The 19,935-nt window shown below is 53.8% G+C and carries 18 protein-coding genes; 10 read left to right on the forward strand and 8 right to left on the reverse strand.

Going from position 1 to position 19,935, the window contains the following annotated elements; genetic code table 11:
* The first annotated feature begins 4 nt into the window (after positions 1 to 4).
* The 5 genes from ABRZ26_RS14545 to ABRZ26_RS14565 all read left to right on the forward strand — a co-directional run bounded on the left by ABRZ26_RS14545 (position 5) and on the right by ABRZ26_RS14565 (position 6,860).
* Positions 5 to 1,948, forward strand: a complete 1,944-nt coding sequence (locus tag ABRZ26_RS14545; protein ID WP_413556266.1) for a methyl-accepting chemotaxis protein — start codon at positions 5 to 7, stop codon at positions 1,946 to 1,948.
* Positions 1,949 to 2,262: 314 nt separating this feature from the next.
* A complete protein-coding gene (locus ABRZ26_RS14550; RefSeq protein ID WP_319604862.1) occupies positions 2,263 to 3,906 on the forward strand; it encodes a methyl-accepting chemotaxis protein in 1,644 nt (547 codons plus the stop codon).
* A 171-nt stretch (positions 3,907 to 4,077) separates the two neighbouring features.
* Positions 4,078 to 4,713, forward strand: a complete 636-nt coding sequence (gene grxB / locus ABRZ26_RS14555; RefSeq protein WP_319604863.1) for a glutaredoxin 2 — start codon at positions 4,078 to 4,080, stop codon at positions 4,711 to 4,713.
* Positions 4,714 to 5,074: 361 nt separating this feature from the next.
* The gene (locus ABRZ26_RS14560; protein WP_319604864.1) at positions 5,075 to 5,680 is read left to right on the forward strand and encodes a TetR/AcrR family transcriptional regulator; all 606 of its coding nucleotides are present in this window, start codon (positions 5,075 to 5,077) and stop codon (positions 5,678 to 5,680) included.
* Positions 5,673 to 6,860 carry a multidrug effflux MFS transporter gene (locus ABRZ26_RS14565; RefSeq protein ID WP_319604865.1) on the forward strand — a complete coding sequence of 396 codons (1,188 nt, stop codon included), beginning with the start codon at positions 5,673 to 5,675 and terminating at the stop codon, positions 6,858 to 6,860. Before ABRZ26_RS14560 ends, ABRZ26_RS14565 begins: the two co-directional genes overlap by 8 nt.
* Before the next feature lie 214 nt (positions 6,861 to 7,074).
* Here the strand turns inward: ABRZ26_RS14565 and fdhE are convergent, their stop codons facing one another.
* The 5 genes from fdhE to ABRZ26_RS14590 form a co-directional block, all read right to left on the reverse strand.
* Positions 7,075 to 8,001 (reverse strand): formate dehydrogenase accessory protein FdhE, encoded by a 927-nt coding sequence (gene fdhE / locus ABRZ26_RS14570; RefSeq protein ID WP_319604866.1) that lies wholly within the window; start codon positions 7,999 to 8,001, stop codon positions 7,075 to 7,077.
* Between the two features lie 5 nt (positions 8,002 to 8,006).
* On the reverse strand, positions 8,007 to 8,636 hold the full coding sequence (fdoI, locus tag ABRZ26_RS14575) for a formate dehydrogenase cytochrome b556 subunit (RefSeq protein WP_319604867.1): 630 nt from the start codon (positions 8,634 to 8,636) through the stop codon (positions 8,007 to 8,009).
* Positions 8,623 to 9,537, reverse strand: coding sequence for a formate dehydrogenase subunit beta (gene fdxH, locus ABRZ26_RS14580; RefSeq protein ID WP_319604868.1), 915 nt, complete (start codon positions 9,535 to 9,537; stop codon positions 8,623 to 8,625). Before fdxH ends, fdoI begins: the two co-directional genes overlap by 14 nt.
* Positions 9,538 to 9,549: 12 nt before the next feature.
* Positions 9,550 to 12,597 carry a formate dehydrogenase-N subunit alpha gene (fdnG, locus tag ABRZ26_RS14585; RefSeq protein WP_319604869.1) on the reverse strand — a complete coding sequence of 1,016 codons (3,048 nt, stop codon included), beginning with the start codon at positions 12,595 to 12,597 and terminating at the stop codon, positions 9,550 to 9,552.
* A gap of 382 nt (positions 12,598 to 12,979) precedes the next feature.
* Positions 12,980 to 13,702, reverse strand: coding sequence for a glutamine amidotransferase (locus ABRZ26_RS14590; RefSeq protein WP_319604870.1), 723 nt, complete (start codon positions 13,700 to 13,702; stop codon positions 12,980 to 12,982).
* 318 nt (positions 13,703 to 14,020) lie between these two features.
* Between ABRZ26_RS14590 and ABRZ26_RS14595 the strand changes: the two genes are divergently transcribed.
* The 5 genes from ABRZ26_RS14595 (at position 14,021) to ABRZ26_RS14615 (ending at position 16,963) form a co-directional block, all read left to right on the forward strand.
* Complete coding sequence (locus ABRZ26_RS14595) at positions 14,021 to 14,500, forward strand: Hcp family type VI secretion system effector (RefSeq protein WP_319604871.1); 480 nt, start codon at positions 14,021 to 14,023, stop codon at positions 14,498 to 14,500.
* A 44-nt stretch (positions 14,501 to 14,544) separates the two neighbouring features.
* Positions 14,545 to 14,970 (forward strand): DUF2778 domain-containing protein, encoded by a 426-nt coding sequence (locus ABRZ26_RS14600; RefSeq protein WP_319604872.1) that lies wholly within the window; start codon positions 14,545 to 14,547, stop codon positions 14,968 to 14,970.
* Positions 14,967 to 15,227: an RNA-binding protein gene (locus ABRZ26_RS14605; RefSeq protein ID WP_319604873.1), complete on the forward strand. Its 261-nt coding sequence runs from the start codon at positions 14,967 to 14,969 to the stop codon at positions 15,225 to 15,227. The genes ABRZ26_RS14600 and ABRZ26_RS14605 overlap by 4 nt, the downstream gene beginning before the upstream one ends.
* 483 nt (positions 15,228 to 15,710) lie before the next feature.
* Positions 15,711 to 16,229, forward strand: coding sequence for a DUF2778 domain-containing protein (locus ABRZ26_RS14610; RefSeq protein ID WP_319604963.1), 519 nt, complete (start codon positions 15,711 to 15,713; stop codon positions 16,227 to 16,229).
* Between the two features lie 242 nt (positions 16,230 to 16,471).
* Positions 16,472 to 16,963 carry an Hcp family type VI secretion system effector gene (locus tag ABRZ26_RS14615; protein ID WP_319604874.1) on the forward strand — a complete coding sequence of 164 codons (492 nt, stop codon included), beginning with the start codon at positions 16,472 to 16,474 and terminating at the stop codon, positions 16,961 to 16,963.
* A 496-nt stretch (positions 16,964 to 17,459) separates the two neighbouring features.
* Here ABRZ26_RS14615 and ABRZ26_RS14620 read toward each other — a convergent pair whose 3' ends face one another.
* The 3 genes from ABRZ26_RS14620 to hutW are packed head-to-tail and all read right to left on the reverse strand — an operon-like array spanning position 17,460 to position 19,907.
* Complete coding sequence (locus tag ABRZ26_RS14620; protein ID WP_319604875.1) at positions 17,460 to 18,089, reverse strand: SDR family oxidoreductase; 630 nt, start codon at positions 18,087 to 18,089, stop codon at positions 17,460 to 17,462.
* A complete protein-coding gene (hutX, locus tag ABRZ26_RS14625; protein ID WP_319604876.1) occupies positions 18,086 to 18,580 on the reverse strand; it encodes a heme utilization cystosolic carrier protein HutX in 495 nt (164 codons plus the stop codon). Before hutX ends, ABRZ26_RS14620 begins: the two co-directional genes overlap by 4 nt.
* Before the next feature lie 13 nt (positions 18,581 to 18,593).
* Positions 18,594 to 19,907, reverse strand: coding sequence for a heme anaerobic degradation radical SAM methyltransferase ChuW/HutW (gene hutW, locus ABRZ26_RS14630; protein WP_319604877.1), 1,314 nt, complete (start codon positions 19,905 to 19,907; stop codon positions 18,594 to 18,596).
* Between the last annotated feature and the right edge of the window lie 28 nt (positions 19,908 to 19,935).

A 19,935-nucleotide genomic window follows, 5' to 3' on the forward strand; every position in this document is an offset into this window, starting at 1 on the left:
GGGAATGCTGTCGTCTTTCCGTGCAGGAGCAAGTCTTTTCGGCGTCAAATCGCCCGCCAGCGGCGTCTATAACTGTGATGCGTTACCCGCCTCGTTGAGTAAAATCGGCCTTTCCGCCCCCTCGGGGCTGCTGTTCGCGTTCGTGCCGCCCGATGCCGATTTCGCCAGGGTCAATAGCGCCTGGCAGCGGTTTTCAGACGACGACCTGACGGTTATCGCCCTTTCATCCTCCGGCGCGCTGTGCAGCCGTCCGCAGACCTCGACCTATTGCGCAATGAGCGGAAGCCAGGGAAGTTGGCTATGGTTGCCGCAGACATTGATCGCCCGTCATGAAGTTCACGTTATTGATTTGCATGTACAGGGAAAGGCCGGCGCCGGCGAGCGAGTGGCGGCGATTCGTCAGGAACTGGAGCGGCTCAATCTCAAGATGCCGCTTTCCGCCGATCGCACTTTCGCCATGATTTATTGCGACGGCCTGTCGGCCTCAGAAGGTTTTCTGATGCAGGCATGGTATGACAGCGGCCGCTTTCCCTGCCTGGCGATTGGCGGCTCGGCCGGCGGCAAGCTCGACTTCAGCGCCACCTATATCGGTCGCCGCGACGGCGTGCTGCAAGGCAAGGCCGTGCTGGTGTTTTGCCAGATGGCTGAAGGGAAATCCTTTGCGCCGTTCAAGAGCCAGAACTTTACCCCTACGGAGCAAAGCTGGCTGGTCGCGGAGGCCGATCCGGTGGCCCGCACCGTCCGGTCGGTTTTCGACGCCAACGGACGGCCCCAGCCGATCGTCAGCGCGCTGGCCGAATACCTGCGCTGTCGACCGGAGCAAATCGCCGATCAACTGACAGGGAAAACCTTCGGGGTGAAGGTCGATAACGAATATTTTATTCGTTCGATCGCCGCCATTCACCCCGACCGCATCGCGTTCTTCTGCGATTTAGCGTTCGGCGATCGCCTGTATCTTCTTCAGGCAACGGACTTTGTCGCCGCCACCCGCCATGACTGGCAACGGTTCCTGGCCGATAAGGGCAAACCCACGGGTCTGCTGCTGAATGACTGCGTGTTGCGCAGGATGAACAACGCCGCCAGCCTGGAACACGCCGGCTTCTTTGATCAGGTGCCGGCCGCCGGTTTTTCCAGCTTTGGCGAGATTTTCGGCGTCCCCATCAACCAAACGCTATCCGCGCTGGCGTTTTTCGATCACGACGTCAAAGCCATGACGCATTTTCCCATCGAATACGCGGCCTACGCCGGCCACTATGCCCAGCGGGCGCTGCGGCGCTGGGAAGCCATGCACGGCATCCAGTCCGGCGTGATCCAGCGGGTCGTCGCTTATCAGGAAGAACTCAACCCGCTGCTGACGACGCTGCCGCAGTTGGAGCACGCCACGACCCGGCAGACCGAAACGTTGGACATCGCCGAGTCCAGCATCCGCGCCATCAGCGCCGCGGCCATGCAGACGCGCACGGCGCAAAACAATCTGGAGCAGGAGCTAAACCAACTGGAACAGATTTCTCTCGGCATCACGCAGATCACTGTCGGCATCAGCGCGATAGCCGATCAAACCAACCTGCTGGCGCTCAATGCCGCCGTAGAAGCCGCACGCGCGGGCGATGCCGGCCGCGGCTTCGCCGTGGTGGCCGACGAGGTCCGGCGTCTGGCCCGCTCTTCCAAAGAACAGGCCGACGCCACCAGGCAGAATATCCGTTCGGCGGTCGACACCATTGAGCGTATCCGCAACGTCGCCGCGCAAACCGTCAGCACCACGCAGGATATGGCGAATCAAAGCATTTCAGCCGCCGACCAGATCGCCGTCATGAGCACCGAAACCAGTCAGGAGCGTCATAACGTAACCGCCAATATGGGACGTTTGAAGGAAGCGGCCAAAGGAATGGATGCGATGCATGAGGCGGTCGAGCAATTGACGACCCTGCAACGCCTGACGTCGTCTTAATACACCCCGTCGAACCGGCGACTGCGGCGCAGTCGCCGGATGCGCATCAAGGGAATGCGCCGATGACGGCCGAAAAACACATTCGCCAAAAGATTATTAACAAAACATTAACTCGATCTAAACCTTGGAATCCAATAGAATCTTCCGCCCCAATTCGCTATCTCATAACTCGACTCTGCGGCCGGGCGCGGCGACCGTTTCCCGCAGCAATTCGCGGCAGGGAAGACGCGAACAAAATGACGGGTAGACACAACAACCCTCCTCCGAAACAAGACGCTCTTCGTTAGGGAAGAATAAAATGGCAAAGGATATTTATGAATAAGTTGAAAAATATGAAGCTCAGCTCAATGCTGGGCGCCGGTTTTACCTTAGTGATTTTACTTGGCCTGCTCACCGCGATTTTCGGGCGCGGCCAGTTGGTCAGCGTAGCGAACCATATGGACTATCTGGCGAATACCCGGCTAACCAACCTGATCTTGATGCAAGAAATCAAAGATAATATGAATACCGCGTCACGATTGATTCGCGACATGGCTTTATATACCGATAAGCATCGTATTCAGGAAAGCAATCAACAAATTGAGCGCCTGATCGTTAGTGATAACGAACGAATGACGCTGCTGGATAAGAACCTGAAGCTCAAACGCTCGCGCGAGCTGCTGGATAATCTGAATTCGACCCGTCCGGCGTACTCGGAAGCGGTCAAAAAGGCGATTGAGATGAGCTTGTCCGGTGAGCAGGAAAGCGCGCGCGCCTATATTCTGGCTGAAGTGATCGAACCGCAGAACCGGGTGATCGCGGCGCTGGACGCAATGATCCAGGAGCACAAGGCCGATACCATCGCGATGTCGCATCGCTTTATGGATGAGGCAAAATCGACGGGAACGTTGCTGCTGATCGTCACCGCCATCAGCGCGCTGATTGGCGCGCTGATCGCCTGGCTGATTACCCGTACGGTTAAAAGCCAGTTGGGCGGCGAACCCGCCTATGCGGCGCAAATCGCCCATCAGGTGGCGGAAGGCAATCTGTCCATGCAGGTCGCGCTGCGCCAGGGCGACGCCGGCAGCCTGCTGGCGGCCATGAACGACATGCGCGAACAGCTGCTCGTGATGGTTCATCAGGTACGGCAGAGCAGCGAATCCATCGCCACCGGCGCCAGAGAAATCGCGGCCGGCAGCACCGATCTGAGCCAGCGTACGGAAGAACAGGCCGCCAGCCTGCAACAAACGGCCGCGGCGATGGAACAGATGAGTCAGACCATTCGTCAAAACGCCGATACGGTACGCACCGCGACCCAGTTGGCCAACACCACCAGCGCCACGGCCGCGCAGGGCGGACAGGCGGTGGGGAATATCGTCCAGACCATGCAGGAAATCAGCGGCAGCTCGCAGAAAATCGGCGATATCATCGGCGTGATCGACGGTATCGCCTTCCAGACCAACATCCTTGCGCTGAATGCCGCCGTAGAAGCCGCCAGAGCGGGCGAGCAAGGCCGCGGTTTTGCCGTGGTCGCAGGCGAAGTCCGCGCGCTGGCGCAACGTTCCGCATCGGCCGCCAAAGAAATCAAGGATCTGATCGGCGCAAGCGTCGCGACGGTGGAAAAAGGCGCGTCATTGGTCAGCGGCGCAGGCGCCACCATTGATGAACTGGTGCAGCAGGCCCGCCACGTCGCCGGATTGATTGCCGAAATCGGCGTCACGACGGAAGAGCAAGAGCACGGCATCGGCCAGATTAACGACGCCATCACCCAGTTGGATCAGGTGACCCAGCAAAACGCCGCGCTGGTTGAACAATCCGCCAGCGCCGCGGACAGCCTCAGCGACCAGTCCGCCAGACTGGTGGAACTGATGAGCGCGTTCAATATCGGCGACACGCGCGGCGCCTCCCCGGCGCCGGCGTTGAAAAAACCCGCGCCGACGCGGCTGGCGTCAGCGGCCGGCGACTGGCAACGCGTTTAATTCTCCGGCGGGTAGATTGCTTTTTATCACGCGCAACGCGGGTTGGCCGGCGACAGCCCGCCCGCGTCAATATGCCGACGGCCCACCCGGCGGCAACTTGCAGTATGATGGTTACAGGTCGGATAAAGATCCGTATTCTGCTGTTTTCCTACCCATTGAAGGTGCCAAAACATGAAACTTTTCATTTATGAACACTGCCCGTTCTGCGTCAGAGCCAGAATGATTTTCGGTCTGAAGGCGATCCCCTTCGATCTGTCCGTCATTATGGAAGGCGACGTTGAAACCCCGACCCGCATGGTCGGACGTAAGGTGGTTCCCATCCTTCAGAAGGATGACGGCAGTTTTATGCCGGAAAGCATGGATATCGTTCATTATGTCGATAACATCAGCACGCCGCTAATCGCGGACAAGCCGGTCGATGCCGCCATTGAAACATGGTGCAAAGCCGCCTCCGGGGTAATTTTCAACCTGGCGGTGCCGCGTTTCACCAAAGCGGATTTCAAAGAGCTGGCTACGCCTGAAGCGCGTGAAGCCTACCGTCTGCGCGAAGAGAAAGCCTTCGGCGATCTGGATGCGCTGATCGCCGACAGCCCGGCGCTGATCGCCGAAGCGCAGCGCAAACTGACGGAGCTTGAGCCGCTATTGGCCGATAAACAGACGATTGCCACCACCGACTTTATTCTGTTCCCGCTTCTGCGCTCGCTGAGCATTGTGAAAGGCATTCACTTCGGACCGCACGTCGCCGGCTACCTGACGCGCGTCAGCGATGCCGGCAAGGTTGATCTGCTGACCGCTCAGGCCAGATAAACGCGGCAAACCTCATTTCACCTGTCAACCGACGATCAACAAACGATGTCAAAGCAAGAAAAAACGCCATGGCGGCATCAGCGGAAAACCCCTGACTATCGATTTTCGCTGGCTAATGAGCGTACGTTTCTCGCCTGAATCAGAACCGCGCCGGCCTTTCTGGCCGGCGCGATCGCTATCGACCAATTCACCGTAACGACCGCTTTTCCTGCGCGCGACAAAATAAAACGTTTCCCCGGGCGGAAATCATGCCTTATAATTGAGAATGAACGTTCATTCTCATAATTAACAAAACGCGATAAGATCGTCCGCCAAGTTGATTACTGTTTGTCTGGGTGAACGTTGCAACATTGGAGAGACTATGCAAAAAACCATCAGCAAATCAGAACGAATAACCGCCCGCCGCGATCAGATCATCGCGGCGGCGCGCTTTTGTTTTCGCCGTGCGGGATTCCATGGCGCGGGGATGGCGGCCATCGCCTCGCAAGCGAACCTTAGCGTCGGCCAGATATATCGCTACTTCGCCAACAAAGACGCCATCATTGAGGAAATGGTCAGCCAGATCGTGAACAATAAATTACAGCTTCTCAGGCTGAGCGGCGATCATTCCGCGCAAATGATAAAAATGCTGGCGGAGCGCATTCTGGTGGGCGATGAGAAAACCCGCGAAGATGATAATGCGCTGATGCTGGAAGTGACCGCCGAAGCCACGCGCAATCCTCGCGTCGCGGCGATCCTGCAAGAAGCCGATAACAAGCTGTTCCAGCAGGCGACCGAGATGCTGCAACAGCGTTATCCCGCCTTGAGCGCGCCGCAAATCGCCGCGCGCGTTGAATTAATGGCCGTCTTGTCTGAAGGCACGGCGTTTCGCGCCGTGACCAGCCAAAAGGCCTCGCCGGATATGTTAAGTCAGCTTTATCAGCATATCTTCCATCACTCTTTCCCTGAAACCACCGTCAATGAATAAAACCACGCAATCATCCCGTTTGGGTTACGCACTGGTACTGGGGCTGCTTGCGACGCTTGGCCCTTTATGTACCGACCTCTATCTGCCCGCGCTGCCGGAATTGGCCTCGGAACTGTCGACGACCACCGCCGCCGCACAGTTAAGCCTGACCGCCGGCCTGCTGGGTTTGGGCGTCGGCCAGCTGATTTTCGGCCCTCTCAGCGACAAACTGGGGCGCCGGCGACCGTTGCTGATCTCCCTGTTTATTTTGCTGCTGGCTTCGGTTTGGTGCGCGCTGGCGCAGGATATTAATCACCTGATCGTCGCGCGGGTTATTCAGGGGCTGGCCGGCGCCGGCGGCGCCGTTTTGTCGCGCGCGGTAGCCCGCGATCTCTATTCCGGCCATGAGTTGACCCGCTTCTTCGCCTTGCTGATGTTGATCAACGGTCTGGCGCCGATCGTCGCCCCGGTCATGGGCGGCGTGTTACTGAGCATTATCGACTGGCGGGGAATATTTATTGCGCTGGCGGTGATTGCCGTTTTGCTGCTGTTGCTTGCCGCCCTGCGCCTGCCCGAAACCCTTCCGCCGCAGCGCCGGGTGACCGGCGGCGTGGGAACGCTGGTCCTGTCGGTCGCCAGCCTGCTGACGCAGCGCCAGTTTATGGGGCTTTGTCTGGCTCAGGGCTTCGCCGGGGCCGGGATGTTTGCCTATATCGGCGCCTCGCCGTTTGTCTTGCAGGAGATCTATCGGCTTAGCCCGCAGATGTTCAGTTTATGTTTTGCCATCAATGGCGTGGGATTGATATTTTCCGCCCAGATATCCTCACGCTTGAGCGGTCATTTTGGAGAAATACCGGTGCTGAAGGTCGGGCTGGTTATCGCCGGCGTATCGTCGCTGCTGTTGCTGCTGGCGACCGCGCTGCAAGCATCGCTGATCTGGCTGCTGATCCCGCTGTTCTTTACCATTATCATTATCGGTATCGTCGGCCCCAGCGCATCGGCATTGGCGATGCAAAGTCAGGGAGATAAAGCGGGCAGCTCCTCGGCGTTACTTGGCGTCAGCATGTTCACCCTGGGCGCCGTCAGCGTTCCGCTGACCGGACTATTCGGCACTTCCGCGCTGTCCATGGCGCTGGTGATCGCCATCTGTTATGCGCTGGCCATCGCGTCGTTTGTCTTGCTGGCGCGCCGGACGAGCTAACATATGCGCCTGCCGCCGGCAGACTCTAACGCTTGTGATGCCTGCCCCCCTCTGCGTTATTCCCTGCGCACAAAAACAGCGGGCATGTTTTTGAACGCCGCCGAAGAGATGGGGCGAGTAACCGGGAATCAGTCAATGACTATCTCCGGTTTCAGCATGTGATCCCCGCCTACTACTGCGGGGATGACGGGGATAATTCCCCGCCAGTTCGCGATCAGATTGCGCTTTCGGGGAACAGGAACGGATTGATGCTGCTGCGGGAAAAGCCTTCTTCTTCCATTTTCACGTCCAGCACCAGCGACGCCAGATCGTCGGCCACCGCTTCCACCCGGTGATCTTTTTCCTGATACAGGATTTTCAGATAGGTGCCGCAGTTGCCGCAGCTTTCCGCTTTAACGGCGGCATTTTCGCTGTCCAGCGACCAGTAGTTCAGATCGCTCGACTCCTCGCAGTTGCTGCATTTCACCCGCACCATGTGCCACTCGCTTTCACACAGATTGCAGTGCAGATAACGCAACCCGCTGCCGGCGCCGAGCTGCACCACGCCGGAAACCGGCATACTGCCGCACACCGGGCAAAACTGACGGTGTTCGCCCGGCTCCGCCCGCGCTTTACCGGGGATTTGGCTGGCCATCTGCGCCCAGAATAACGACAGCGCGGCCCAGATAAACGGCGCTTTATCGTTAATTTCCGCGCCGAACTCATGGTTAAACAACGCGGTCGCCATGGTTTCCAGCTCTTGCGCCGACGACTTCTCCAGATTTTCCAGCGTCGCCAGCACCTGCCCGTCCGCTTCCGGTTTCAGCTCTTCGATCAGCGCGCGCAGCAGGGCGTGCCAATGTTCATCGCGGGGAAACGCCGAAATATCCAGCGGGGGACGATTGCCGGCCTGTTTGAGTACCTCGGACAGATCCATCCGCAACGGATGATCGTGCAGCACTTTCCGCTGCGCCTCCACCACGGCGGCGGCGAACGTCAGATAATCCCCCAGCGGATGCGCCTGCGCCAACTGCCGCAGCCGCTCGGCGCGGCTGCTGTATAAACTTTTCAAATTAGCAAAAAGCAACGGCGGGATATGTCCCACCGATGCTGAAGTTTCATTACTTTCTAACTGTTCCTGAGGAACAATACGGATACTCATCAGGGTTATTTTTCCTGTTGTTTACGTTGTAACTCGCGATACCAGCGCGGGTGATGTTTTTTCGCCCAGGCGGCCGGCACCCAGCCTTCCACCATAGCGGTTATCGTCCCTTTCACCCACAATGCCGCATAGATATGCACCATGATAACGAGGATAAGCCCAACCGCCGACAGCGAATGAACCAATAAAGCCAGACGTAAAACCGGAATGGGGAACGCGTCGGCAAAATAGGGCCGCCACATGACCACGCCGCTCGCCAATAGCAATACGAGGCTGATAATGGCTAACCAGAATACGCATTTCTGGCCGAAATTATACCTGCCCGTGTCGCCGACTTCCTCATTTCTGGCGATTTTATGAATATTTTTAGCCCATTCGATGTCGTCGCGATTGATCAGATTGTGTTTCCAGTAGCGGAAAAACATCAGCAGAAACGCCGCAAACATCACCACGCCGACAAACGGGTGCAGAATGCGCGCCAGTTGCGCCGTTCCCAGGATATTCATCATCCAGTTGAGCGAAGGAAAGAAAAAACCTAATCCGCTGATGGCGGCGAACACGAAACAGAAAGCCACAATCCAGTGATTAATGCGCTCCGGCGCGCTATAGCGCTGAATCCGATTATTCTTCTTCATGTTGCTTATCCTCATGATGCGCCTCATCCGCGTCCTCTTCATCGTCTTCTACGCGATTCGGCCCCACGCCGACATAGTGGAATACGCTGGCGGCGAATGTAGCGGCAAAACCGATGGCCGCCAGCGGTTTCCAGATCCCTTTCCAGAAAGTCACCGTCGGGCTGATGGCCGGGTTATCCGGCAGGCCGTGATAAAGCTGGGGTTTATCCGCATGGTGCAGAACATACATAACGTGGGTGCCGCCGACGCCGGCCGGATCGTACAGTCCGGCATTTTCATAACCGCGGCTGTTGAGATCGAGGACGCGCTCCGCCGCCAGATCTTTCATCGCCTCTTTGGTGCCGAAATGAATGGCGCCGGTCGGGCAGGTCTTGACGCAGGCCGGCTCCTGGCCCACCGCCACGCGGTCTACGCACAGCGTGCATTTGTAGACGCGGTTGTCCTCTTTGTTCATACGCGGTACGTCAAACGGACAGCCGGCGATGCAGTAGCCGCAGCCGATACAGTGTTCGGACTGAAAATCGACGATACCGTTGGCATACTGAATAATGGCGCCTTCCGACGGGCAGGCTTTCAGGCAGCCCGGATCGGCGCAGTGCATACAGCCGTCCTTGCGGATCAGCCACTCCAGTTTGCCCTTCTCCTCCACTTCCGAGAAACGCATCACCGTCCAGGATTTGGCGGTTAAGTCGGTCGGGTTATCGTACACGCCGACGTTATGCCCCACCTCGTCGCGAATATCGTTCCATTCGGAGCAGGCGACCTGACAGGCTTTACAGCCGATACAGGTGGTCACGTCGATCAGCTTGGCGACTTCCTGCTGGTGATCGCGCGCCTGCGGCGGCGGCGTCAGGGAATTTGTCGCGGAGCGACGGATAATATCTTGTGATTGCATGGCCATAATTTTTCTCCGCTACGCCTTTTCCAGATTAACCAGGAACGCCTTGTATTCCGGCGTCTGGGTATTGGCATCCCCGACGTGCGGCGTCAGGATATTGGCCAGAAACCCTTTCTGCGTGGTGCCTTCGAACCCCCAATGACAAGGCACGCCGATGGTTTCCACCGGTCGCCCTTCGATCATCAGCGTGCGGATGCGTTTGGTGACCACCGCTTTCGCCTTGATATAACCGCGTTTGCTGCTGAGCTTCACCATGTCGCCGGCGCGGATGCCTTTCTGCTCGGCCAGCGCTTCGCCGATTTCGACAAATTGCTCCGGCTGGACAATCGCATTCAGCCGCGCATGTTTGGTCCAGTGACGAAACAGTTCGGTAATGGAGTAGGTGGTCGCCACGTAGGGAAATTCAGACGCCGCGCCCATGCGTAGCCGGTCGGCCTCATACAGGCGGGCGGCCGGGTTAAAACGGGTATTTTCATGCAGCGGACTTTTCGCCAGCGGCGATTCGACCGGCTCGTAGTGTTCCGGGAACGGCCCGTCGGTCAGCTTATCGATGCCGAACAGGCGCCCCATGCCTTCCGCCTGCAAGATGAAAGGCCCGACGCCGCTGCCGGGCGCCGCATTGCCATAATCGGGGATATCGATCCCCTGCCAGCGCTGCCCGTCCCAGCGCAGGATTTCACGTTTCGGATCCCAGGGTTTTCCCTGCTCGTCGGCCGAGGCGCGGTTGTACAGAATGCGGCGGTTTTGCGGCCAGGCCCAGGCCCACCCCAGCGTGCTGCCCAGACCCGATGGATCGGCGTTATCGCGCCGCGCCATCTGATTGCCCTGCGCGGTCCAGCAGCCGGTATACACCCAGCAGAAACTGGCGGTGGCGCCGTCATCGCGCAGTTGCGAAAAGTCGGCCAGCAGTTGCCCTTTTTTCAGCACCAGATTGCCCTGCTCGTCGTACAGATCTTCCAGCGCGTAACCGTTGCCCTCTTTCGCCACCTCTTCCGGCGTCGGATCTTCCGGATTGAGGTAATTCCAGGCCATATTAAGCACCGGCTCCGGGTTGGCGCCGCCCTCTCTGGCGTACATTTCCCGCAGGCGCAGAAAAATGCCCGCCAGAATCACCCCGTCATGGCGCGCTTCCGCCGGCGGCTCCGCGCCTTTAAAGTGCCATTGCAGCCAGCGCCCGGAATTCACTATCGAGCCGTTTTCTTCGGCAAAGCAGCTGGACGGCAGGCGGAACACTTCCGTTTGAATACTGGCGCTGTCCACCTCGTTGAGTTCGCCGTGGTTTTGCCAGAAATTGGAGGTTTCCGTCGCCAGCGGATCGATAATCACCAGAAATTTCAGTTTTTTCAGCGCGTCACGCGCTTTGTTCGAGTCGGCGAAGGCGGCTATCGGGTTAAAGCCCTGAGCGATGTAGCCGTTCACCTTGCCTTCAATCATCATCTGCGTGTAGTGCAGCGCGTCATAACTCTGATCCCACTTGGGCAACCAGTCGAACCCCCAGTCGTTTTCTTTGCGCGCATTATCGCCGTAGAAACTCTTCATCATGCTGATAAAAAATTTAGGCGTGTTTTTCCAATAATTTACCTGGTCGGGCAGCAGGGCGTTGGGGGTAATCTGGCTTAAATAGTCTTGCAGCGTGGTCTGTTTTTCCGACGGCAAATCCATATAGCCCGGCAGCCGCAGCGAGAGCAAGCCGAGGTCGGTATAGCCCTGAATATTGGAGTGTCCGCGCAATGCGTTGATGCCGCCCCCCACCATGCCGATATTTCCCAGCAGCAGTTGGATCATCCCGGCGGCGCGAATCATCTGGGACCCGGTGGTGTGCTGCGTCCAACCGAGCGCATACAGAATGGTGGCTGTTCTGTCCGGCACGCAGGTGGAGGCCAGAATGTCGCAGATGATCAGAAAGTCTTCTTTCGGCGTGCCGCAGATATTGGTGACGACGTCCGGCGTATAGCGGCTGACGTGCTGTTTGAGCAGATTCCATACGCAGCGCGGATGGCTCAGCGTGGTATCGCGTTTGGCGAAGCCGTTTTCATCCAGTTCGTACAGCCAGGAAGCGCGATCGTATTTGCGCGTCTGCGCGTCGTAACCGCTGAAAATGCCGTCCTCGAATGTGTAGTCCGCGCGCACCAGCAGGCTGGCGTTGGTGTAGGACTTCACATATTCCATCTGGACTTTGTTGTTGCTGAGCAGATACTGAATCACCCCCAGCAGGAAGGCGACATCCGAACCCGCACGAATGGGCGCGTAGAGATCGGCAACCGACGCGGTGCGATTAAAACGCGGATCGACCACAATCAGCTTGGCGCCGTTTTTGATTTTGGCTTCAACCGCCCATTTAAAACCCACGGGATGCGCTTCCGCAGGGTTGCCCCCCATCACGAGCACCACATTGGCGTTTTTAATATCCACCCAGTTATTGGTCATCGCCCCGCGACCAAACGTCGGCGCCAGCGCCGATACGCTGGGCGCGTGGCACAGCCGCGCCTGGGTATCTATCCCCAGCATCCCCAGCGCGCGGGCGAAACGGTGATCCAGCATGCCGGTTTCATTACTGGCGGCCGATGAGCACAGCATGCCCGTCGTCAGCCAGCGGTTGACCGTCACGCCCGCGCTGTTCTTTTCAACGAAATTGGCGTCCCGATCGGCTTTCATCAAGCGCGCGATGCGATCGAATGCCTCCGTCCAGCTGATACGCTGCCATTTATCCGAACCCGGCGCGCGATATTCAGGATATTTAAGACGCTGATCGCTATGGATAAAATCAATCAACCCGGCGCCTTTCGGACACAATGAGCCGCGGCTGACCGGATGGTCGGGATCGCCTTCGATATGAAAAATCGACGGTTTGGCGTTTTTGGCGCCGTCGCCGAGGCTGTACATTAAAATGCCGCACCCGACCGAACAGTAAGTGCAGTTATTACGCGTTTCTTTGGCCCGCAGTAATTTATATTGCCGGGTTTCCGCCAGCGCGACGGCCGGAGAAAAACCCAGGGCGGTCACGGTGGTTCCGGCCATGCCGCCCGCACAAATCCTAAAGAATTGCCGTCTACTGACCTGCATGAAAAACTCCTCACACCACATTGCTCACAATTAGGTGAAACTTTTTCTTTTTATAAGGTGGGATAAAACGATGGCGAAACCAGCCAAAACCCCCACTAACTCTAGGTATTATGATGTGGAATAATAAAATCTCAAATTTTTATCTAAATAATAACAATTCCATCACAAAATCGAGGTTATTTGCGTTGGCCGTCACAATTTATTGATTTGAAAATAAAAATAATAATCATTTGTATTATTTCTGAAGCGGGCGTGATTTTGATATACGGTTTGGATGGCTAAAATCAGAAGGACGACCGCCTGCGCACAACTACCGCAGGCGATGGCTTGACGAAGGATGTTCAACGCGTCGTCCATGACGATAAAAAACGGGGGTGCGCGGCTACCGGGTCGCGTATTGCTGAATAAAATCCAGCAGGATTTTTCTGGCCCAACGTGGTTCATCGCTCAATTGCATCATCTGTTCATAATCGAATCCCAACTGACGCAAACGGACTTCGTTACGCCGCAAACAGGCCCGCATGATGTCTGCATTAAATTCCGGATGAAATTGTACGCTGAGCGCGTTATCGCCGTAGCGAATAATCTGGCATCCCTCCACCGCCGAACTGGCCAGCACCTGCGCCCCTTCGGGCGGCACCAGCACCGACTGACGATGGCTAAGGTAAGCCTGAAATTGCTCAGGATGCTGTCGCAGCCAGCTGACGTTTTCCGCTCCGGGATGCAAGGTTACCGTCTGAAGCCCCATTTCGGCGCCGTTGGGGTTGTCGCCCACCGTACCGCCCAGAGCATGCGACAGCAGTTGATGACCGTAGCAGACGCCCAGCAGCGGCACATCGGCGTGAAACGCTTCGCGCAGCCAGCCGGCCGTATACTCGCTCCAGTCCAGACGATCCGTCACCATTGACCAGGAACCAGAAATAATCGCCGCCGATAGCTGCTCGAACGGCGGCAAGGGTTCCCCCAGATCGGGGCGAATCACGCGCAGCGCATTGGCGCCTTCCGGCAGCGTATCTGCAAACCATTTCCCTTGCGGCCCAACCTGAGAAGCAACATCTTCCGGCGGCTCGCCCATCTGAATAACTAATAATGCCTTTGTACTCATGCCGCTACTCTACCCCACACTGATGAGTGACTGCCTCAAAAACCGGGCTTAATGCCCATGAGCGGTCTGCTGTGTTTTCCCATTTAAAACAGACCTGTAATTATTAAGTCAAATTAACGCACACATCAATAATTTTAATTATTATTTTTTGGCATGAAATAGTTATTAATATTATTAATTTAATTAGCGGTTATTTTAAAATGGAGAAGTAACAAATAAATCATCAAAAAAAATATTTCCAAAAAAAACATTTATTAACTTGCCATCTTCGCCAAACAAATAATAACATAACCAGATAGCTAATATCAGGAAGATAAAATGGCAATCCCAGCATACTTATGGTTGAAAGATAAAAGCGGCGCAGAGATCAAAGGCTCCGTCGAGGTTCTGGGTCGTGAAGGTAGTATTGAAGTGTTAAGTTTCGGTCATAACCTTCGTATTCCCGTTGATGGAAATACAGGAAAATTAACCTCTACCCGCACCCACTCCCCAATGTTTATTGAAAAGGCGTTTGAACGTTCATCACCATACCTTTACAAATCCGTGGCGACAGGGAATACATTACAATCCGCCGAGATTAAATGGTATCGAATCAATCGAGCCGGACATGAAACCGAGTACTTCAACATGTTACTAGAAAACGTTAAGATTATTTCTATCTCTCCAGGCATGCACAATTGTAAAGATCCCGCGCTGCATCACCAGAATCATATTGAAACCGTAGAATTGAGATATGAAAAAATCACCTGGAAGCATTGCGATGGAAATATCATTTTTTCCGACTCATGGAATGAGTAATCACAGATATGTTGAATTTCACATTTACGCTTAATGGCAAACCCATGTCTGAACTGGTTTGCGGCGCTTATCGGTTTCAGGCTTTTTCCGGCGATGGTCCATATATCAATAAAAGAAACTATTCTTGCATGAAAGATAACGGCGCACTACCGCCTGGCGACTATCTGATTGTCGATCGTCCGTGGGGAGGGCCACGGTCGATTGTATATGGCGCAGCAAAATTTAAATTTTTATGGTTCGCACTTTATCGATTAGATAACAAAATAGACGATTATACATGGTGTGATGGCATAGAAAGGGGAAATTTCCGGCTACACCCCAAGGGAACAAGCTCAGGTATTTCTTTAGGATGTATAACACTACCCAATAATATACATTTTATGATATTAAGAAGTATACTACTATCGCACGGAGCATCAATATATCCAAGAACGGACATAAAAGCATATGGGAAGATAACAGTAAAATGAAAGTATGGATAAAGTTCTTTATTGCATGGTTATCACTGGCATACGCAATGTCTTTTATTGTTTATTTTTCAGGGTTTTTATGGCCAGAGCCTTTTGATAAGATAATTAATAGTTATATCCTGTCAAAGGCAACCAATCAGGAAGAAGTTGCCGATATTGAAGTGGGAATAATTCAATTTATTTGCTTAATTCCCTGCGCCTTCATCGCCTATTTTGCTACGGTTTATCCCGCCTATAAATCCAACAGCAAAAAATAGCCTTCCGCGAATTCATATAATAAGTGCAACGCTCGGTCTTGATAGGTAGGGAGTGAGGAATGAAGATTAACTGCCGATAAGCTATCTCGTTCTTCCCTCCACAGTCGAGCGAGTAACCATAAAGTATGGATTATAGTTTTTACTAAATTTACATCAAAATTTTATAAATACAAATAGTACAAGGAGTTACAATATCTAACCCCGCTTACCTATGGCGGCCATGTATCTCATACCAAAGTCTTCATAACGGTAAAATACGTGATAACAGGTTGCACATGAACAGGAAGGACAGCTTTTATATATTCATCATCGACTTCTGCGATGACCGATTCATGTAAAAGCGAAAATGGCTAATTATTGAATAATTACATTACTATCTAATTCACGAACAAAAACGCCCCCAAAAACAACACTCTATTATTTACTTCCCTTTGTTCAATGGATATACTATTTATATAAATTAACCATCATATGAAGAAAAATATGGCCTTACACGGAAAACTAATACTTAACGAGGCTGACTATGTACCTTTTAACCTATACGGTGTAGGTGTGTTTATGGCTTTTTCTGGTAATGGAGTTTACCGGAACAAGGGAGCCTGCGGTGCCGTTAAAGGTGATGGGCCATTACCACAGGGTAAATACTGGATTGTTGAGCGTGGTTCTGGAGGTTTTTTTTCAAAGAGAAAGGCTGAAATTCAGGATACATGGAACAAAATCCGCCACGGTGCGACATTTGGACGTGATGAATGGTTTGCCTTATATAAAGATGATTGGGGGATTGATGATGGCACTTGGATAGATGGTGTCTATCGTGGATTGTTTAGACTCCATCCGGGAACCGTATCAGAGGGATGTATAACTATCGCACATAATTCAGATTACGCGCTAATCAGAAATGCACTTCTTAATACTACTCCAATGCAAGTTCCTTGTATGCGTTCTCTTATGGCTCGTGGTTGGGTTGAGGTTGTAGCTAATGGCGCGAACACTTGCCCGTAGAACCAGAAAAACGGTATTATTTATTATTATTATGTTTACCGTAGCTCTAACACTTGGAAAACCAGAGATCTACATAAATCACAACCTTGCAAGTAAATTAGCTCTATTTATCAGTGGAGATATAAATGCAGAATCTATATACGATGCTTATTTTTACATCGATATTTCCTCTGTATTTATAATCACTATAGTTATATATATAATAGTTATAAATCTTACCTATAAAATAAGGAAAAAATAACATGCCAATCCCTCCATATATGTGGCTAAAAGATGATGGCGGAGCAGACATTAGAGGTTCTGTTAATGTTCTAAATCGTGAAGGAAGTATAGAAATTATCGGGTTAAGTCATGGTATTAATTTACCAGTAGATAGTGCGAACGGAAAAATCACTGGCACACGCCAGCATTCATCTATGATGATTGAAAAAGAAGTTGATAGATCTACCCCCTATCTTTATAAAGCAGCCGCAACTGGTCAAACGCTAAAAAGTGCTGAAATTAAATTTTATCATATTAACGATGCTGGGCAGGAGGTTTGTTATTATATCGTGTTGTTGGAGAACGTCAAAGTTACCGGAGTGAATTGTGGAGTGCCTAATGTCAAGTTAGCTGCTAATGACAAAATTAATCATGTAGAAAGTGTGAGCTTTCAGTATGAAAAGATAACTTGGCGTGTTGTTGATGGAAACATCCAACACTCGGATGCTTGGAATGAACGCTCAGTCGCATAAATAAAGTATATTTACAAGGCTTTATTTTAACCTGGCGGCGTTAAAAATTTATAAATAAGTATCCTCACAAGCTGAGAATGCTTATTTTTTATTAATTAGAAATGTAGGTGGCGGCTTACTACTTTCACACGGGAAGTCTTTATATCATGGTTCGGACATCGAAACTTACGGGATAATATCGGTAATATGAAAAAATGGATTAAGTGCTTTATTGTTTGGTTGATGCTAACTATTGTTATATCCAACATATTTTATTTTCTAAGAATACAACTATGGACCGACCATATTGATGACATAATCAATAACTACATCAGAAAACACGCCAGAACACAGGAAGATATCGCGGATATCGTTTCCAATATCTACTTTTGTATATTTATGATCCCCTGCGCCTTCATCGCCTATTTTGCTACGGTTTATCCCGCCTATAAATCCAACAGCAAAAAATAGCCTTCCGCCGTCAGTACACCGTAGAGGATCATATCTACGGCATAGGTTACGGCATCAACGGCAGCTCAAGATCCGGATCAATCAGGCTGTAGATTTGATTACCGAACTTCGGCTGTTGTAAAAGGCGGTCGACGGTCAGCGCGACATCCTGGCGGGACACCAGCCCTAACGCCGCATCCCCCTGGGTCAGCCGCGCGTTATGCGTGGCGACGACATCCAGCAGTCCGCCCGGACGGACGATGCAATAGTCCAACGTGCTGGTTTGCAGCCAGCTTTCCGCCAGCGACTTCTCCCGCACCGCCAGCCCGAAGGCGGCTTTGGCGCGCGGCGACAGCAGCGGCCATTGCTCGCCGCAGCCCATGGACGTCACCAGCAGCATACGCTTTATCCCGGCCTGCTCGGCGCCGTCAATCACGACGCGATGACCAAGATAGTTCACCGCGCCGCCGCCCAGGGTGGACACGACGATAGCATCCGGGCCTGCCAACCGGCAGGCTTGCGCGACGGCATCGGCATCGCAGGCGTCCCCCTGCACCACGCTAATGCCCTGCGCACGCCAGTGAGCGGTTTGTTCCGCATCGCGCAGCATTACGACCACCGGTTGCTCGCACTCAATGGCGCGCTGCAATAAACAGCCGCCAACACCCTGTCCCGCCCCAAAGAGTAGCCACGTCATACCTGCTCCAGTTGTAACTCAACCGCTAATGTATGGAACGCCTCAACCTGCGTCGTCAGCAGCTGACGATGGCTGTCTCGTCCAAGAAAGATTTTAAACATCGCATCGCCGTCGGCATTAAAAAACACCACGGACGCGGTGTCCACTCCCATGAACTTACGTTCGATGAATGCAATATGCCGACAATTCGCCGCGCGGATATGCCCGCTCAGCCCATTTTTGCCACGCAGATTAAAGTAACCATGGCGATGCGCGCCGCTCGGCAGTTCGCTTTTGAATTCCAGAATGGCGTCCGCCGTATGGCTGATTAACGTCACCTCTCCCCAGCCGGTTATCGCCTCCCATACCTGATCAAACCGCTCCCCGGCCGCCAGCGAACGCTGCGCTTCAGGTAACGCCTTAACCACATTGAACAACGAGGTTTCATACTGACTGGCGATATCTTCCAGCGTGCCGTCCGGCTCGGTCGCCAATAATTCATGCAATGTCATGGTAAGTCTCCAGTTAGTAGGCGGGTTCTTCGGCATTCAGTTGAGGAATGATTTGTTGCAACGCCTGCATCAGGTTATTAGCCCAAAAACGGCCGTCATCGGTTAACCGCAGGCAGGTTGAGTCGTCGCAGGTTAATCCCGCCTGATGCCACTGGCTCAGCAAAGGCTGAAGCGCGCCGGCGTGGCGAGTGAGCTGCGGCAGTTTAACCCGACCGACTTCGATCCCGGCCTGAAGCTGGTGCTGCCAGGAACCGGCCGGACTGGCCGGCGTCATCATCATGATCGGCTTTTGTCCCTGATCGAGCGCCTGGTAATAGCGCTCCAGACTGCGCTCCATCATATAGGATTGGCCGTTGAGATTACCGCCCGCGCCGCTGCCCATCGCCAGACAGTCGGCGCCTTGTTTAATCAGCAGATTATACAGGTTACGTTCGCGGGTAGTTCTGGCCCAGTGGCTGTTGCTGAGCTGATGCCAGCCGGCATCCGCCAGAAATGACGCGCCGCTGCGGTAGAAATTGCGGCGGGCGGTCACATCGGGCAAGACCACGCGCTGGTTTTCGGCGGCTTTCGCCAGCGGCGTGGTGGGCAATAAATTCAAGGCGTAGAGATCAACGCCGTCTAAAGGCAAATTGCTGACGATGTTCAGATCCTCCCGCCAGGTTTCCGGTGTTTGCCCCGGCAGACCGAACATCAGATCGCAAACTACCGCGGCGCGATCGCGCTGACACAGGCGCTCCAGGAAACGGATCGACTGCTGTTTATCCGAGGTGCGCGCCATCCGCTGACGGATACGGCTATCAAAGGTTTGAATACCGATGGAAAAACGGTTCGCGCCCGCATCCAGCCAGGCATCGATGCGTTCATCATCGAAATCCAACGCCCGGCCCTCTACCGTAATTTCACAGTCGGGCGCTAACGGCAATGAATCGCGAATAGCGCGGATAATCCGGGCAAGCTCGTTAGCCGCCATCGCCGTCGGCGTGCCGCCGCCGAAATAGACGGCATGGATCGGCGCCGACTGGTGCAACGGACTGTCCGCCTCCAGCGCCAGCTCTTGCAGCAGATAGCGGGTATAGGTTTCCGTACTGTCGTCGCGCAATTTATTCTGATAGAAGCCGCAGAAAGTACAATGCGTCGCGCAGAAAGGGATGTGCAGATACAGCAACCGCTTGCGGGCAGGCAGTATTTGCTGCGTTAACGCCTGCCAGCCGGCGGGGATCTTTTCAGGCGACAGCGGCACATGATTGCGCCAGGGCATGGCCATACGCCGTGTGCCGAACGGCTGTTCACCTGGTTGAGCATAATAGGGCGTCAAATCGATGTTCATTCATATCCATCCCTTCAAAAGCATTATT

Source organism: Brenneria sp. L4-2C (genome assembly GCF_040240335.1).
Taxonomy (GTDB): Bacteria; Pseudomonadota; Gammaproteobacteria; order Enterobacterales; family Enterobacteriaceae; genus Brenneria.

Coding starts and splice junctions, on each gene's coding strand:
- fdnG (WP_319604869.1), bottom strand. CDS start 12,597: ATGCAGGTCAGTAGACGGCAATTCTTTAGGATTTGTGCGGGCGGCATG.
- hutX (WP_319604876.1), bottom strand. CDS start 18,580: ATGACATTGCATGAATTATTGGCGACCGAGCCGGACGGCACGCTGGAA.
- ABRZ26_RS14545 (WP_413556266.1), top strand. CDS start 5: ATGCTGTCGTCTTTCCGTGCAGGAGCAAGTCTTTTCGGCGTCAAATCG.
- fdxH (WP_319604868.1), bottom strand. CDS start 9,537: ATGGCCATGCAATCACAAGATATTATCCGTCGCTCCGCGACAAATTCC.
- ABRZ26_RS14550 (WP_319604862.1), top strand. CDS start 2,263: ATGAATAAGTTGAAAAATATGAAGCTCAGCTCAATGCTGGGCGCCGGT.
- ABRZ26_RS14605 (WP_319604873.1), top strand. CDS start 14,967: ATGAAAGTATGGATAAAGTTCTTTATTGCATGGTTATCACTGGCATAC.
- ABRZ26_RS14590 (WP_319604870.1), bottom strand. CDS start 13,702: ATGAGTACAAAGGCATTATTAGTTATTCAGATGGGCGAGCCGCCGGAA.
- ABRZ26_RS14560 (WP_319604864.1), top strand. CDS start 5,075: ATGCAAAAAACCATCAGCAAATCAGAACGAATAACCGCCCGCCGCGAT.
- fdoI (WP_319604867.1), bottom strand. CDS start 8,636: ATGAAGAAGAATAATCGGATTCAGCGCTATAGCGCGCCGGAGCGCATT.
- ABRZ26_RS14620 (WP_319604875.1), bottom strand. CDS start 18,089: ATGACGTGGCTACTCTTTGGGGCGGGACAGGGTGTTGGCGGCTGTTTA.
- ABRZ26_RS14615 (WP_319604874.1), top strand. CDS start 16,472: ATGCCAATCCCTCCATATATGTGGCTAAAAGATGATGGCGGAGCAGAC.
- hutW (WP_319604877.1), bottom strand. CDS start 19,907: ATGAACATCGATTTGACGCCCTATTATGCTCAACCAGGTGAACAGCCG.
- ABRZ26_RS14595 (WP_319604871.1), top strand. CDS start 14,021: ATGGCAATCCCAGCATACTTATGGTTGAAAGATAAAAGCGGCGCAGAG.
- grxB (WP_319604863.1), top strand. CDS start 4,078: ATGAAACTTTTCATTTATGAACACTGCCCGTTCTGCGTCAGAGCCAGA.
- ABRZ26_RS14600 (WP_319604872.1), top strand. CDS start 14,545: ATGTCTGAACTGGTTTGCGGCGCTTATCGGTTTCAGGCTTTTTCCGGC.
- ABRZ26_RS14565 (WP_319604865.1), top strand. CDS start 5,673: ATGAATAAAACCACGCAATCATCCCGTTTGGGTTACGCACTGGTACTG.
- fdhE (WP_319604866.1), bottom strand. CDS start 8,001: ATGAGTATCCGTATTGTTCCTCAGGAACAGTTAGAAAGTAATGAAACT.
- ABRZ26_RS14610 (WP_319604963.1), top strand. CDS start 15,711: ATGGCCTTACACGGAAAACTAATACTTAACGAGGCTGACTATGTACCT.